The sequence below is a fragment of the Streptomyces sp. NPDC001868 genome (genome assembly GCF_040297125.1).
Classification (GTDB): Bacteria; Actinomycetota; Actinomycetes; order Streptomycetales; family Streptomycetaceae; genus Streptomyces.
In genome coordinates, this window is record NZ_JBEOYO010000009.1 from 230112 (window position 1) to 245427 (window position 15316).

Genomic DNA, 15316 nt, shown 5'->3' on the forward strand with positions numbered 1-15316 from the left:
TTACCCGGGCCTGCGGGCCGCCCGTCACCGGGCCCGGCCGCTCACTCGAACACCAGCGCCATCCACCGGTCCGGCTCGGCGAGCGGCTCGAATCCGAGCTTCGTGTAGACACCGTGCGCGTCGTGCGTGGCGAGCAGAACGCGGCGCAGCCCGTACGGCCGCAGGTGCTCGCGCACGGCCGCGACCAGGGCGGTGCCGAGCCCCTTCCCGCGCGCCGAAGGGGCGACGTAGACATCGCAGAGCCACGCGAACGTGGTCCGGTCGGTGACCACCCGCGCGTACGCGACCTGCTCGCCCGAACCCGCCTCGTACACCCCGAAGTTGAGGGAGCCGCGGATCGCGCGCTCCTGCTTCTCGCGGGGGCGGCCGAGGGCCCAGTACGCGTCGGTGGACAGCCAGTGGTGGACCCGTCCGACGTCGAGGCGGTCGGGGTCGTCGGACAGCTCGTAGCCCTCGGGGAGGCCTTGGTTCGACTCGTCGTTCATGGCTGGACGTTCGCAGGCCAGGAGCCCTCTGTCGAACCGTTTACGGCCTCCCTCAGCCGCCGTACGCCTTCCACGATCTCGCCCGCCCCCGCCACCCCGGCGAAGCTCAGCCGCAGGTGCCCGGCCGGGGGTTCGGCGCTGAAGTAGGGGCGGCCGGGGGTGACGGCGACGCCCGCGCGGAGGGCGGCGGCGACCAACGCGGGTTCTCCCCCGGGGCCGAAAGCCTGGGAGGTGCCCCCAGTGCCGTCGGGGAGGCGCAGCCACAGGTGGTAGCCGCCGGAGGGGATGTGGGGCAGGGCGAGTTCGGGCAGGCGCAGGCGCAGCTCGGCGGTCAGTGTGTCCCGGCGGTTCTTCAACTCCCGTGAGACCGACCGGAGATGGCGGGGCCAGGCGGGCGAGCCGACGAGTTCGAGGGCGGCCTCCTGGAGGGGGCGCGGGACGAAGAAGGTGTCGACGACCTGGATGGCGCGCAGCCGTTCCAGGACCGGGCCCCGGGCGGCCAGGGCACCCACCCGGAAGCTGGGCGAGGTCGCCTTGGTCAGCGAGGAGACGTGCACGACGACACCGTCGGGGTCGTCGGCCGCCAGCGGCCTGGGCAGTGGTCCGGCGTCCTCGTGCACGAGCCGGCGGACGAAGTCGTCCTCCACGACGAAGGCGCCCGCCTCGCGGGCGATCCGCAGCACCTCGCCCCTGCGGTCGGCCGACAGGACGGCCCCGGTGGGGTTCTGGAAGAGCGGCTGGCAGACGAATACGCGGGCGCCGGACGCCTTGAACGCGTCGGCGAGCAGAGCGGGTCTGACCCCGTCCGCGTCCATCGGCACGGGAACGGGCCGCAGCCCGGCCGCCCGTGCGATGGCCAGCATGCCCGGATAGGTGGGCGATTCGACCAGCACGGGCGCGCCGGGCGGCGCGAGGGCGCGCAGGGCGGTGGTCAGGGCGGACTGGCCGCCCGCCGCGACGATCACCTCGGCGGCGGTGATCGCCCCGCCGATGCTCCGCGCGAACCACTCACGCAGCTCGGGCACCCCCTCGACGGGTGGCCGCGCCCACACCCCGGGCCGTCGCCCGGCCCGCGACAGGGCCGCGCCCATCGCCTGCTCCGGCTGCAGGGACGGGTGCAGATAGCCGCCGTTGAACTCGATCACGCCGGGCGGTGGGGAGGCGAGCGAGACCAGCACTCCGGAGGCGTCCACCGTGCGGGGCGACGGCTCGGCGCTGCCGTCCGCGCTCAGCGCGACCTCCTGCCAGGACGTGTCCCCCACGGGTGCCGCCCGGCGCTCACGAGGGCTCGCGCGGAAGGCCCCCGCGCCGGGCCGGGTCACCACGAGCCCCTCGGCGGCCAGCTGCGCCAGGGCCCGCGAGACGGTCACCGGGCTCACCCGGAACCGCTCGACGAGCACCCGGCTCGACGGCAGCTTTCCACCGGGCGAGTAGCGGTCCAGCTCCTTCCGCAGGCGTTCCGCCAGTTCCGCGACACTGCTACGCTCATGCATGAGAGCAGAGAGTAGCGCTATCGTCCGGAGTTCAGTAGCGATCCCGGCCGCGGAGACCGCAACCGGCCCGGCCGCGCCCGACCACCGCCCCCGCACCGGCGGCACCCTCCAGGCAGCCCTCGGCGTCACCGCGTTCTCGCTCACCTTCCCCGCCACCGCCTGGGGCCTGGAGGGCTTCGGGGCCTGGTCCCTCGTCGCCGTGCGCAGCGCCCTCGCGGCGGTGATCGCGGGGAGTTGCCTGCTGGCCCTGCGGATACCGCTGCCCGACCGTCGGCACTGGGCGGGGCTCGCGGTCGTGGCCGCCGGAGTGGTCGTCGGTTTCCCCCTGCTCACCACGCTCGCGCTCCGGACCTCGACCACCGCGCACGCCGCCGTCGTGGTCGGTCTGCTGCCGCTGACGACCGCCCTGTTCTCGGCGCTGCGCATGGGCACCCGCCCCTCACGCACCTTCTGGACCGCCGCCCTCGCCGGAGCCGCCGCCGTCCTCGCGTTCACCGTGACCCAGAGCGGCGGCGCCCTCACCACGGCCGACCTCTACCTCTTCGCCGCCCTGCTGGTGTGCGCGGCCGGCTACACCGAGGGCGGCCGGCTGGCCCGGGTGATGCCCGGCTGGCAGGTCATCGGCTGGGCCCTGGTGCTCTGTCTGCCGCTGAGCGTGCCGGGCGCGCTGCTGGCCCTGTCGTACGAGCCGGTCCAGCTGACCGCGCACAGTGTCGCCGGGCTGCTGTGGGTGGCGGCCGGGTCGCAGTTCCTGGGGCTGGTGGTCTGGTACCGGGGCATGGCGGCGATCGGCATACCGAAGGCCAGCCAGTTGCAGTTGGCACAGCCCCTGCTCACACTGGTGTGGTCGGTGCTGCTCCTCGGCGAGCAGCTCACCCCGGCCGCGCCCCTGACGGCCGCCGCCGTGCTGGTCTGCATCGCGGTCACCCAGCGCACCTCCGCCTGAGGACGCCGGAGAACCCGTACGCACACCGGTCCAACCGGCGTCGCCCGCAATAGACTGCGGTCACGGACCGCCACTCCCGTGCGAGACGAGGAGGCCCCCGATGCAGGCAGCTGTAGGCGACACCCTGCTGGTGCACGGCAGGACCGTCGGGCACCACGACCGGACCGCGCAGGTCCTGGAGGTGCTCGGCCAGAACGGGAACCCGCCCTACCGGGTCAGGTTCGAGGACGACGGGCACGAGGCGCTGATGGCCCCGGGCCCGGACACCGTCGTCCGTCACCCCGGGGACCCGAGGTAACCATCCCCGTCCGTCCCCCCGGTTCCGTCAGCGCGGTGGATCCGCCGGCCGCTGGTAGTGGTCGGCGACCACGCGTGCCATCGCGCCGATCGTGTCGAGCCGGACCTCCTTGGCCGAGAAGAAGACATGTCCGCGCGCTTCCGGGACGTCGCGGGCCAGGGTGAGGTGCTTCGACAGCTCGGCGGGGTCCTGCCAGGCCGCGGGCTGCGCCGGATCGCCCGCCTTGTACAGGGCCTCCCCGATGTACAGCCGTGTCCCGCTGTCCCGGGCGGTCTCCGCCCACCAGGGCAGCAGCTTGGCGTAGTCGGCGGCGGCGAAACCGATGTTCCAGTACAGCTGCGGCACGATGTAGTCGATCCAGTTCTCCCTGACCCATTTCCGGGTGTCCGCGTACAGGTCGTCGTACGTCTGCACGCCCGCCCGGGTGTCCGAGCCGGCCGGGTCGGTCACGGCGTTGCGCCACACCCCGAAGGGGCTGATCCCGAACTGGGTGCCGGGGCGGATCACCTTGATCTCCGCCGCTGTCTCCCGCACCAGCCGGTCGATGTTGTCGCGCCGCCAGGCCGCCCGGTTGGGGAAACTCCCGCCGTGCTGGTCGTACGCCGCGTCGTCGTCGAAGGTCTGGCCCGCCACGGGGTACGGGTAGAAGTAGTCGTCGAAGTGCACGGCGTCGACCGGGTACTTCCGTACGGCGTCGAGCATGGCCGTCCGTACGAAGGCGCGGACGGCGGGGATGCCGGGGTTGTAGTAGAGCTTGCCGCCGTAGGGGACGACCCAGTCGGGGTGCCTGCGGGCCGGGTGCGAGGCGACGAGACGGGTCGGGTCGGTGTGGTTGGCGATCCGGTACGGGTTGAACCAGGCGTGCAGTTCGAGGCCCCGGGCGTGGGCCTCCTCGACGGCCGTGGCCAGCGGGTCCCACCCGGGGTCCTGGCCCTGGGTGCCGGTGAGGTACTGGGACCAGGGCTCGTGCGGGGAGGGCCAGAGCGCGTCGGCGGTCGGGCGGACCTGGAAGATCACCGCGTTGAGGCGGCGCTCCACGGCGGTGTCGAGGTGGGCGAGGAGTTCGGCGCGCTGCTCTTCGGCGGTCAGACCGGGCGCGGAGGGCCAGTCCCGGTTGACGACGGTGGCCAGCCACATACCGCGCAGCTCGCCCTCGGCCGCCCTGCGGCGGGGGCTCGGCTCACCACCGGCGATGGCGGTGCCGGCCACCACCCCGCCCGCTGCCACGAGTGTCGTCACGGCGGTCGTCCAGAACGCCCGTCGTGACATCCGTGGCTTCCGATGCATCGTCGTACCTCCGTGTACCGCGTCCCGCGTGTCCGCCCCGTCGCGGACCGTTCCCGGGCCAGCCTTCCATGGGACACCCGGAATACTGATCAGTAGGCGTCGCGGGTAACGTGCAGGTTTGGCGCAGTCCCACACCCGGGGTATCTGCCAGGCACGTAGACCAGTGAAAGGGACGATGTGACGGACTTCCCAACGGGAGATCTCGCACGAGTCGGAGTCGTGGGCTGCGGCCAGATGGGAGCGGGCATCGCCGAGGTGTGCGCCCGCGCCGGACTGGACGTGAAGGTCGCCGAGACCAGCGGCGAGGCTCTGGAGATCGGCCGTACCCGGCTGTTCAACTCCCTGTCCAAGGCGGCCGAGCGCGGCAAGATCACCGAGGCGGAGCGGGACGAGACGCAGGCGCGCCTGAGCTTCACCACTGACCTCGGCGAGTTCGCCGACCGTGACCTCGTCATCGAGGCGGTCGTGGAGAACGAGCAGGTCAAGACCCAGATCTTCCAGGTGCTCGACCAGGTGGTGACCCGCCCGGACGCGATCCTCGCCTCGAACACCTCCTCCATCCCGCTGGTGAAGCTCGCGGTCTCCACCTCGCGGCCCGACCATGTCATCGGCATCCACTTCTTCAACCCGGCCCCGGTGCAGAAGCTCGTCGAGCTGATCCCGGCGCTCACCACCTCCGAGGGCACGATCAGCCGGGCGCAGCTGTTCGCCGAGAAGGTGCTCGGCAAGCACGCCGTGCGCGCCCAGGACCGCTCGGGCTTCGTCGTCAACGCGCTGCTCGTGCCGTATCTGCTCTCCGCGATCCGGATGTTCGAGTCGGGCATCGCGGGCCGCGAGGACATCGACAACGGCATGGAGCTGGGCTGCGCCCACCCGATGGGCCCGCTGAAGCTCTCCGACCTGATCGGCCTGGACACCATCGTGTCCATCGCCAACAGCATGTACGAGGAGTACAAGGAGCCGCTGTACGCCGCTCCCCCGCTGCTCCAGCGCATGGTGGACGCGGGCAGGCTCGGCCGGAAGTCGGGGTCGGGCTTCTACGCGTACGCCTGATCACGCACGGTCAGTCACCTCGTCCCGCACGCACGGGCCCGGCACCGAGAACGGTGCCGGGCCCGCCGTATTCACACACCGTGTGCGCGGCGGACACGCATATGCCGCTCGCACACTCTCCCCACGCGCCCACCAGGCGAGTTGACTTCACGTGCGCATGCAAGGGATGGGATGACTACAGAAAGGAGCGGCTCGTGGCCATCGACCCCGAGCATCCCGTGCACCACGGCGAACTCGCAGAGTTACGCCGCCGCCTGGATGTGGCGCACACACGCGTCGAAGGAGGGCTGACCCTGCTGAGCCACCGCGCCGAACAGAGCGCCAAGGATCTGGACGACCTGAACACCCGGGTCGTCACCCTGGAGCACGCCCGCTGGCCCCTGCCCGCGGTGGCGGCCCTCACGGCACTGGGTGCCCTGGTGGTGTCCGTCTGGCAGGCACTGGGCCGTTAGCGCCCGCACCGGCCTTCCGGGCGGGACGCGACGGGGGATTCAGGGCTTGGCGTCCTGCCCGAGACGCAGGTGGTGCAGCAGGAGCAGCGCGGCCGCCATGTTGGCGGCCGGGACCTCGCCGCGGGCGACCAGGTCGGGAACGAGCTTGAGGGGAACCCATTCCCTGCGGTCCGACTCGAAGTCGTCCACCGGGTGACCGACATACGCGCCCTCGTCGGCCCAGTAGATGTGGTGCCGAGCGTCGGTGAGCCCGTTGGAGGGCTCGACACTCATCAGGTGACGCAGGGGTCCCGGCCGCCATCCGGTCTCCTCCTCCAGTTCACGGGCGGCCGCCTCGGCGATGGCTTCGCCGTCCTCGACGACGCCCGCCGCGAGCTCCCACCCCCAGCTGTCGGTGATGAAGCGGTGCCGCCACAGCAGCAGCACCTCGTTCGCCTCGTTGATCACGGTGGCCACGGCAACGGGCCGCAGCTGGATGAGGAAGTGATCGAGGTGCCGACCGTCCGGCAACGCGACATCTGCGAGATTGACGCTGAACCAGCGGTTCGAGTACACAGTTTGTTCGCTCAGTTTCGTCCACTGCACGGTTCTGCCACCTTCCGCCGAGTAAGTGGCAATATCGCAGCAGGAGCTTTGTGACAGGAGGCGCACGGCCGGTGCATGGCCGCGCCCGGCGGTGGTGTCAGAGCGGTACGCGCAGTGCTCCGTCGATGAGTTCGGCGGCTTCGGAGGTCCCCGCGCAGCCGCTGCGCACGAGGTGTTCGCGTACCGCCCGGAGTCTGTCACGCAGACGCATGGACTCCATTCCGCGCGCCCACTCGGCCATCTCCACGGCGGTGGCCACCGCCTTGTCCGCGTTGCCCTGCCGCAGCTCGATCTGGCTGAGCATCGCGAGCCGGTGCACCCGCCCCCGGTCGTGCGCCGGGGTGTCGACGGCCGCCACGGCGTGCTCCGCCGCCGCCGTCAGGTCGCCGAGGCTGAGCAACGCCTCCGCCACCTGTACGTTCACCAGGCCTGGTTGGACATAGCCGGTCTCATCGGGTTCGTACCCGCGCCGGATGCGCTCGGCGGCCTGCTCGGCCCGCCGGATGCAGGACAGCGCACTCGTGCCGTCGCCCAGGTGCGCGTACGCCTTCGCCTGCATCGCGTAGAGGTCGGAGGCGAGCGCCGGTGTGATGTGTTTGCCGGCCGTACGGAGCGCCGCCTCGGCGAAGGCGACGGCCTGCCGGTGCTCCCGCATGAACAGCGACTGGTTGACGAGGAGCGCGATGACATACGCCCCGAGCCCCCGGTCCCCGCTGGCCTTCGCCAGCCGCAGCGCCTGGTGGAAGTAGCGCTGGGCCAGACCGTGGGCGTCGGAGTCGTACGCGCATATCCCGGTGATCGCCACCAACCCCCCGGTGGCCCGGTGCAGTTGGCGCCCGGTGGCGTCGGTGTAGCTGCCCCGCAGCAGGGGCGCGGCCTCGGCGTTGAGGAACCCGACGATCCGGGTGCGGGTGGCCACTCCCCCGGCCTTGCGGTACATCTGCTCGTAGTGCGTACGGGCCGCGCGCAGCATCTCGATGTCGGCCATGCTGACGCGATGCCGCCCGCCCCGGGACACATCGACGTCCTCCGGCGGGTTCTCCCACTCCCAGACGGGCATCACGGCGGGCGTCCCGGTGACGGCGGGGGCGCCGAGGACATGGGGGCGCTGCTGTTCGTCGGAGCGCCACAGGGCGGTGGCGCGCTCCACGAAGCCGGAGAGTCCGGCGCCGTGCGAGGAGATCAGCTCGCCGGGCACGCCGAGCCCGATGTCGTCGAGGGTGACCGTCCGGTGCAGCCGTCCGGCGAGCACCTCACAGATCAGGTCGGGCACCTGGCCGCGTGGCCGCTGCCCCTTCAACCACCGTGCCACGGCGGTGTGTTCGTACCTGAGCGCCAGTCCCCGGGCCCGGCCCGCCTGGTTGACGTGCGCGGCGAGACCGGCGTGCGAGATACCGGCCTCGTCGAGGATCGCGTCGAGCAGGGTGTTGGGCTGCATGGGCCCTCCGGTGGCTCGGTGGGGGCGTTTCGCAGCGTACCCCTTGCCGGGGGGAATGGGGGCGACTACGGGGTGGGAGCTACAGGTGGGGTGTCGACGGGTGTGTGGGGGCTGGTCGCGCAGTTCCCCGCGCCCCTGAAGACGGCCGCGCTCCTGATCACCCTGTCGTTGCGGAGTACCAGTATCGCGATGTCGTCCTTGGGCCTTCCTCCTGCGTGGCGGAGGAGTTGGGTGAACACTGCGCGGAGCACGAACTGAGGGGAGATCGGGCGGCCCTTCACGGCTTCCGCCAGCGCGCCCGCCAAGGGAAAGAAGCGACCCTGTCCGTCCCTCGCGTCCTCCACCCCGTCCGTGTGGAGGAACAGCGCCTCGCCGGGGAGGAGGTGGCCGCACGGTGTCGGTGGTAGTTCGGCGGGCAGCGGGAAGAGGCCCAGCGGGGGGAGCGGGTCGGCGTGGGCCACGATTTCCGCCCGGCCGCCGCTGAGCAGGTAGGGCCAGGGGTGGCCGCAGTTGAGGGCGTGGAGTGCGCCGTCGGGGGCGATCTCCAGGAGGAGGACGGTGACGAACTCCTCGGTGTCCTCGGCGCGGGCGCCGGCGCGGAGGTGGCGGGCGAGGGCGCGGTCGAGGCGGGTGAGGACTCCGGCGAGTTCGGCCTCGTCGTGGACGGCCTCGCGGAAGCTGCCGAGGACGGCGGCGACGGTGCCGACGGCGGCGAGGCCGTGACCCCGTACGTCGCCCATCACCACACGTACGCCGTGCTCGGTGGCGATCACCTCGTACAGGTCGCCGCCGACGCCCGCGCCCCGGTCGGCGGAGAGCTGTGCGGCGGCGGTGGCCAGCCCGTCGACCCGGGCGGGCAGGGGCCGCAGCAGCACGCTCCGCGCGGCGCCCGCGGCCTCGCGCGCCTGCCGCACTTCCCGCAGCATCACCTGCCTGACGTGCAGCATCAGCCCGGTGCCGACCGCGAGGACCATGGCACCGCCGACGACCCGGGCCCCGACCAGCGCCCTGCGCACGGGCCGCCGCCGACGGGCCCCAGCCCTGATTCGAATCATGCCGTTGGCCCCCCATCAGGCCCGGACAGCGCGAACGGCCCCGAGAGGCCGGTCCGATTCTGTCCACCGGATGCCCGGATAGGGGAGATCACCCAAAATTGTCACCCAAATGAGTGAGGTGACCGCAGGGAGGCCGATGGAGCCCCGAGAGGGGCAGGGGGCAAGGGGCTTGCCCCCTGCCCCCTGTCCCCAGGGGCGCGTGGAACTGCGCGACCAGCCACGACGAACCCGCAGCCGCCAACCAAACGCAGTCCCCCCACCCCTCAGGCGCCCTAACTCCGCAGAACCGCCCCGGTCCGCTCGCCCGCGAGGGCCACCGCCGCGTCCCGAGCCGCCGAAGCCTCATCCACGGTCAGCGTCCGGTCCCCGGCCCGGAAGCGGAGCGCGTACGCCAACGACTTCCGCCCGTCACCGAGCTGCTCCGCGTTCTCGTAGACGTCGAACAGCCGGATGCCCTCAAGGAGTTCACCGGCCCCCTCGCGCAGCGCGGCCTCCACGTCGGCGTGCGGCACGAACGCGTCGACCACGAGCGCGACATCCTGGGTGGCGACGGGGAACGAGGAGATGCTCGGCGCCTGCGGGGTGCCGTCCCCCACCTGCTCCAGGGCGTCCAGGTCGAGTTCCATCGCGGCGGCCCGGGCCGGCAGCCCGAGCGCCTTGAGCACACGCGGGTGCAGTTCACCGGCGTGGCCGACGACCCGCTCGGCGCCGTCGACGACGATCACGAACTCGGCGCACCGGCCCGGGTGCCAGGGACCGTACTGCCCCTTGCGGACGATCAGTTCGGCACCGGCCTCACGCGCGACCGTGCGCCCGGCCTCGATGGTGTCGGCCCAGTCGGCGGCGCGGCCCTTGCCCCACCAGCCGGCCTGCTCGCGGGCGCCGGCGACGACGACGGCGACGTGGCGCGGCTGCTCGGGCAGCGCGGCGTTCAGCGTCGCGATCTCCTCGTCGGTGGGCCGGCGGTCGACCGGCGGCGCGACGGCGACGCGCCGCTCCTCGCGCGGGAGGAACACCAGGCCGGTCTCGAACAGGGCCAGGTCGTGCGAGCCCCGGCCGTCGTTGCGCCGCAGCGCGCCCAGCAGGCCCGGCAGCAGCGACGTACGGAGCGCGGGCTCCTCGTCGTTGAGCGGGTTGGTCAGCTTGACGACACGGCGGGCCGGGTCGTCGGCGTCCAGACCGAGCTGGTCGAAGACCTGCTCGCCGATGAACGGGTAGTTCGGCGCCTCGACGTACCCGGCGCCGGCCAGCGCCCGGCCGACCCGGCGGTGCAGCCGCTGCCGGTGCGTGAGGCCTCGGCCCGAGGGGGGCTTGGGCAGCGTGGAGGGCAGGTTCTCGTAGCCCTCCAGGCGGATGACCTCCTCGGCGAGGTCGTTGACCTCGGTGAGGTCGGGCCGCCAGGACGGGACGGTGACGATCAGCTCGTCCTGCCCGTAGACGTCGCAGCCGACCTCCTGGAGGCGGCGTACGACGGTCTCGCGGCCGTAGGTGACGCCCGCGACCTTGTCCGGGTGGTCCGCCGGGACGGTGATGGTGTGGGGCGCGGACGGGGCGATCACCTCGGTGACGCCCGCGTCGGCGGTGCCGCCCGCGAGGAGCACCAGCAGGTCGACGGTGCGCTGGGCGGCGGCAGCGGCGGCCTGCGGGTCGACGCCGCGCTCGAAGCGGCGGGACGCCTCCGACGACAGCTTGTGCCGGCGGGCCGTACGCGCGATGGCGACCTGGTCGAAGTGGGCGGCCTCGATGACGACGTCGGTGGACGCGTTCTCGACGTCCTCGTGGTCGGCGATCTCGGTGTCGGCGCCGCCCATGACACCGGCGAGGCCGATGGGGCCGCGCTCGTCGGTGATCACCAGGTCCTCGGCGTGCAGCTTCCGCGTGACGCCGTCGAGGGTGACGATCTTCTCGCCCTCCTCGGCCCGGCGGACGCCGATCGTGCCCTGGACGAGGGAGCGGTCGTAGGCGTGCAGGGGCTGGCCCAGCTCCATCATCACGTAGTTGGTGATGTCGACGGCGAGCGAGATCGGGCGCATGCCGACCTTCTGCAGCCGGCGCTTCAGCCAGATCGGGGAGCGTGCCTCGGGGTCGAGGCCGGTGACGGTGCGGGCGGTGAAGCGGTCGCAGCCGAGCGGGTCGGAGACCTGGACGGGGTGGCCGAAGGCGTTCGGGCCGGGGACGTCCAGGAGCGCCGGGTCGCGCAGCGGCAGGCCGTAGGCGATGGCGGTCTCGCGGGCGACGCCCCGGATCGACAGGCAGTCGCCGCGGTTGGCGGTGACGGCGATGTCGAGGACCTCGTCGACCAGCTCCAGCAGCTCGACGGCGTCCTTGCCGACCTCGGTCTCCGGCGGCAGCACGATGATGCCCTTGGTGCCGTCGTCGCCCATGCCCAGCTCGTCGCTGGAGCAGATCATGCCGTGCGAGTTGCGGCCGTAGGTCTTGCGGGCGGAGATGGCGAAGCCGCCGGGCAGTTCGGCGCCGGGCAGGACGACCACGACCTTGTCGCCGACCGCGAAGTTGCGGGCGCCGCAGACGATCTCCTGGGGCTCACCGGTGCCGTTGGCGGTGCCGACGTCGACGGTGCAGAAGCGGATCGGCTTCTTGAACTCCGTCAGCTCCTCGATGGTCAGCACCTGACCGACGACGAGGGGGCCCTTGAGTCCGTCGCCGAGCTGCTCGACCGTCTCGACCTCCAGGCCGGCGGAGATGAGCTTGGCCTGGACGTCACGGCCGGTCTGGGTGGCAGGCAGGTCGACGTACTCCCGCAGCCAGGAAAGCGGGACGCGCATCAGATCTCCATCCCGAACGGCCGGGTGAACCGGATGTCACCCTCGACCATGTCTCGCATGTCTTCGACGTTGTGGCGGAACATCAGCATCCGTTCGATGCCGAACCCGAAGGCGAATCCGCTGTACTTCTCGGGGTCGACACCGCAGGCGGTGAGGACCTTGGGGTTGACCATGCCGCAGCCGCCCAGCTCGATCCAGCCCTCGCTGGAGCAGGTGCGGCAGGGGCGGTCGGGGTTGCCGACGGACTCGCCGCGGCAGACGTAGCAGACCATGTCCATCTCGGCGGACGGCTCGGTGAACGGGAAGAAGTTCGGCCGCAGCCGGGTCTTCATGCCCTCGCCGAACAGCGCCTGGACCATGTGGTCCATGGTGCCCTTGAGGTCGGCCATGGTGAGGCCCTCGTCGACGGCCAGCAGCTCGACCTGGCGGAAGACCGGGGTGTGCGTGGCGTCCAGCTCGTCGGTGCGGTAGACGACGCCGGGACAGATCACGTACACCGGCAGCTCGCGACTCAGCAGGGAGCGGATCTGCACGGGCGAGGTGTGGGTGCGCAGCACTACACCGGACTCGGTGCCGCCCTCCGGGCCCTGTACGAAGAAGGTGTCGGCCTCGCCGCGGGCCGGGTGGTCCGGGCCGATGTTGAGGGCGTCGAAGTTGAACCACTCGGCCTCGACCTGCGGGCCCTCGGCGACCTCGTAGCCCATGGCCACGAAGACGTCCTCGATGCGCTCCGACAGCGTGGTGAGCGGGTGGCGGGCGCCGACCGGTACCCGGTCGTAGGGCAGCGTGACGTCCACGGCCTCCTCGACCAGCACCCGGGCGTCGCGCTCGGCCTCCAGCTCGCTCTGGCGGGCGGCGAGGCCCTTGTTGACCGCGCCCCGGGCCTGGCCGACCAGCTTGCCCGCGGCGGCCTTGGCCTGCGGGGGCAGGGCGCCGATCTCGCGGTTGGCGAGGGCCAGCGGGGAGGTGCCGCCGGTGTGGGCGACCTTGGCCTCCTGGAGGGCGTCGAGGGAGTCCGCGGCGGCGAAGGCGGCGAGCGCCTCGTCCCGCATGCGCTCGATCTCTTCCGGTTTCAAGGCCTCGACCTCTACCGGGTCGTACGACTTATTCGGTGCCGACATCTCTTCCCGTGCTTCCGATTGGGTGGCGGATGGTCCCCGTGACCGGCGCTCAGGGCCGTGTGCAGGACACAAAGGTGCCAATGGCCGAGTCTAACGGGGTGGAGGTGGACGAACGCGCCCGCAGGCTGCTCAGGCCAGGTAGGCCGGAGCGCTCACGGGCAACGTAAATCGGAACTCGGCGCCGCCGCCGGGGGCGCGTCCGACGGTGATGGTGCCGCCGTGGGCCTCGACGATGCCCTTGACGATGTACAGCCCGAGACCGGTGCCGCCGCGCTTGCTGCCCCGCCAGAAGCGGGTGAAGACGCGGTTCATGGACTCCTCCGGGATGCCACTGCCCTCGTCGCTCACCGTGACCGACGTACCGGTGTCCTCCCCCTCCCGGGGGGACGCCGTGGGCGTGACGTCAATGGTGACGGTTCCCTCGCCGTGCCGCACCGCATTTTCGATCAGGTTGCTCAGCACCTGGTCGATCTTGTCCGGGTCGGCCCACAGATCGGGCAGCGGCTGCTCGATCCGCGCCAGGAACCGGTCGGCGGGCTGCCCGGCGGCGACATACGCCTGGATGTGCCGGCCGACGGCCGCGCCTATGTCGACGGGCTGCCTGCGCACTTCCAGCCGCCCGGAGTCGATCCGCGAGATGTCGAGCAGTTCGGCGATGAGCCGGGTGACCCGGTTGGCGTCGGCGTCGACGGTCTCCAGCATCAGCTTCTTCTGGTCGTCCGTGAACCGCTCCCACTTGGCGAGCAGGGTCGCGGTGAACCCCTTGACCGAGGTCAGCGGCGACCGCAGCTCATGGGCCACGGTGGCGATCAGCTCGGCGTGGCTGCGCTCGGTGCGGCGCCGGGCCTCGGTGTCGCGCAGGGAGACGACGACCCGGCGGACGGGCCCCGTCGGCTCCGTACGGAGGTAGCGGGCCGATACGAGGACCTCGCGCGCCCCGGGCAGCAGCAGATTCCGCTCGGGCTGTCCGACCCGGATGGCGAGCCCCCCGTACGGGTCGGTCAGCTGCCACCAGCGGCGGCCTTCGAGGTCTTCTAACGGAAGGGCCCATTCGAGGGGGCGGCCGAGGGCGTCGGCGGCGGGGGTGGCGGTGATCCGGGCGGCGGCGGCGTTGAAGCAGATCACGCGGCCGTTCTCGTCGGCCACGACCAGTCCGTCGGGGAGGTCGTCGGGGTCGATGCCCAGCTCGGCGAGGTCACCCTGCCGGGCCGCGGATGTGGCGAGCACGTCCCGTGCCCCCCGTGCGCTGCTCGTGCCGACCCTCATCCCCGTACCCCACCTCTCGCGTTGTGCAGTGGGCCCCCGAGCCCGTCACCCTACTAGCTGGGCGTGACGGTGCGGCACCCTCCGAAGGCGCGCTGCGCACGGGCGGACGCATAGAGACATACGGCGGCGGCGGTCGCCAGGTTCAGGCTCTCCGCCTTTCCGTGGATCGGCACGCGGACGACGGCGTCGGCCAGTCCCCGCGTCTCCTCCGGCAGCCCCCAGGCCTCGTTCCCGAACACCCAGGCCGTGGGGCCGCCCATGGTCCCCTTGTCCAGCTCGTCGTCGAGGTCGTCCCGCCCGGCCCCGTCGGCGGCGAGGACGCGTACGCCGGTGCCCTTGAGCCCGGCGACGGCCTCCTCGACGGGCACCCCCACGGCCACCGGCAGATGGAACAGCGATCCGACGGAGGCGCGCACGGTCTTGGGGTTGTAGAGGTCCACGGACGCGTCGGTGAGGACGACCGCCTCGGCTCCGGCGGCGTCGGCGCAGCGCAGTACGGTGCCGGCGTTTCCGGGGTCGCGGACGTGGGCGAGGACGGCGACGAGCCTCGGCCGTGCGGCGAGGATCTCGTCGAACGGGGTGTCGAGGAACCGGCAGACCCCGACGAGGCCCTGGGGGGTGACGGTGGTGGAGATGTCGGCGATGACCGTCTCGTCGGCGAGGTGCACGCGGGCGCCGGCGGCGTGGGCCTGCGCGACGATGTCCTCGTACCGTTCCGCCGCGTCGACCGTGGCGAACAGCTCGACCAAGGTGTCCGCGTGTCCGGCGGCCTCCCGCACGGCCTGCGGGCCCTCCGCCAGGAACAGCCGGTCCTTCCCCCTGAAGTTCCGCTTCGCGAGCCGGCGGGCCGCGGCGACGCGGGCGGAGCGGGGGGAGATCAACTCGGGGGCGGGCATCGGTCACCTTCGGATCGGAGAGCTCGGGGGTTCGGTTCGTCGGCGAGTGCGGGTCCGGTGGGGGCGGGCCGCGCAGTTCCCCGCGCCCCTGAAAAAGCAGGGGCTGCGCCCCGTGCTTTTTCAACGGCCCGCAGGGGCCGTTGCTTCTAGGGGCG

The 15316-nt window shown here is 72.2% G+C and carries 14 protein-coding genes; 4 read left to right on the forward strand and 10 right to left on the reverse strand.

Annotation, left to right across the window (positions count from 1 at the left end; genetic code table 11):
• Positions 1-41: 41 nt before the first annotated feature.
• Entirely contained in the window at positions 42-485 is a 444-nt protein-coding gene (locus ABT147_RS14435) for a GNAT family N-acetyltransferase (protein ID WP_351405581.1), read from the reverse strand.
• Positions 482-1978: an aminotransferase-like domain-containing protein gene (locus ABT147_RS14440; RefSeq protein ID WP_351405583.1), complete on the reverse strand. Its 1497-nt coding sequence runs from the start codon at positions 1976-1978 to the stop codon at positions 482-484. The genes ABT147_RS14435 and ABT147_RS14440 overlap by 4 nt, the downstream gene beginning before the upstream one ends.
• Between ABT147_RS14440 and ABT147_RS14445 the strand changes: the two genes are divergently transcribed.
• Positions 1977-2924, forward strand: a complete 948-nt coding sequence (locus ABT147_RS14445) for a DMT family transporter (RefSeq protein ID WP_351405585.1) — start codon at positions 1977-1979, stop codon at positions 2922-2924. The genes ABT147_RS14440 and ABT147_RS14445 overlap by 2 nt on opposite strands.
• A gap of 100 nt (positions 2925-3024) precedes the next feature.
• The gene (locus ABT147_RS14450; protein ID WP_351405586.1) at positions 3025-3222 is read left to right on the forward strand and encodes a DUF1918 domain-containing protein; all 198 of its coding nucleotides are present in this window, start codon (positions 3025-3027) and stop codon (positions 3220-3222) included.
• Between the two features lie 27 nt (positions 3223-3249).
• On the opposite strand, the gene ABT147_RS14455 is transcribed toward ABT147_RS14450, so the two are convergent.
• Positions 3250-4509: a glycoside hydrolase family 10-like protein gene (locus ABT147_RS14455; RefSeq protein ID WP_351405588.1), complete on the reverse strand. Its 1260-nt coding sequence runs from the start codon at positions 4507-4509 to the stop codon at positions 3250-3252.
• Between the two features lie 177 nt (positions 4510-4686).
• Here ABT147_RS14455 and ABT147_RS14460 point away from each other — a divergent pair, with 177 nt between their 5' ends.
• Positions 4687-5562, forward strand: a complete 876-nt coding sequence (locus tag ABT147_RS14460; protein ID WP_351405590.1) for a 3-hydroxybutyryl-CoA dehydrogenase — start codon at positions 4687-4689, stop codon at positions 5560-5562.
• A gap of 194 nt (positions 5563-5756) precedes the next feature.
• Positions 5757-6014 carry a hypothetical protein gene (locus ABT147_RS14465; protein WP_351405593.1) on the forward strand — a complete coding sequence of 86 codons (258 nt, stop codon included), beginning with the start codon at positions 5757-5759 and terminating at the stop codon, positions 6012-6014.
• Between the two features lie 39 nt (positions 6015-6053).
• Here ABT147_RS14465 and ABT147_RS14470 read toward each other — a convergent pair whose 3' ends face one another.
• The 7 genes from ABT147_RS14470 to ABT147_RS14500 all read right to left on the reverse strand — a co-directional run bounded on the left by ABT147_RS14470 (position 6054) and on the right by ABT147_RS14500 (position 15161).
• Positions 6054-6599 (reverse strand): NUDIX domain-containing protein, encoded by a 546-nt coding sequence (locus ABT147_RS14470; RefSeq protein WP_351405595.1) that lies wholly within the window; start codon positions 6597-6599, stop codon positions 6054-6056.
• A gap of 97 nt (positions 6600-6696) precedes the next feature.
• On the reverse strand, positions 6697-8037 hold the full coding sequence (locus ABT147_RS14475; protein ID WP_351405597.1) for an NsdA family TPR-like regulatory protein: 1341 nt from the start codon (positions 8035-8037) through the stop codon (positions 6697-6699).
• 65 nt (positions 8038-8102) lie between these two features.
• Positions 8103-9092 (reverse strand): PP2C family protein-serine/threonine phosphatase, encoded by a 990-nt coding sequence (locus ABT147_RS14480; RefSeq protein ID WP_351405599.1) that lies wholly within the window; start codon positions 9090-9092, stop codon positions 8103-8105.
• A 272-nt stretch (positions 9093-9364) separates the two neighbouring features.
• The gene (gene pheT / locus ABT147_RS14485; protein WP_351405601.1) at positions 9365-11878 is read right to left on the reverse strand and encodes a phenylalanine--tRNA ligase subunit beta; all 2514 of its coding nucleotides are present in this window, start codon (positions 11876-11878) and stop codon (positions 9365-9367) included.
• Entirely contained in the window at positions 11878-12999 is a 1122-nt protein-coding gene (pheS, locus tag ABT147_RS14490) for a phenylalanine--tRNA ligase subunit alpha (protein WP_351405603.1), read from the reverse strand. Before pheS ends, pheT begins: the two co-directional genes overlap by 1 nt.
• 129 nt (positions 13000-13128) lie before the next feature.
• The gene (locus ABT147_RS14495) at positions 13129-14265 is read right to left on the reverse strand and encodes a sensor histidine kinase (protein WP_351405605.1); all 1137 of its coding nucleotides are present in this window, start codon (positions 14263-14265) and stop codon (positions 13129-13131) included.
• A 53-nt stretch (positions 14266-14318) separates the two neighbouring features.
• Positions 14319-15161 (reverse strand): TrmH family RNA methyltransferase, encoded by an 843-nt coding sequence (locus ABT147_RS14500; protein ID WP_351405606.1) that lies wholly within the window; start codon positions 15159-15161, stop codon positions 14319-14321.
• Positions 15162-15316 lie beyond the last annotated feature (155 nt).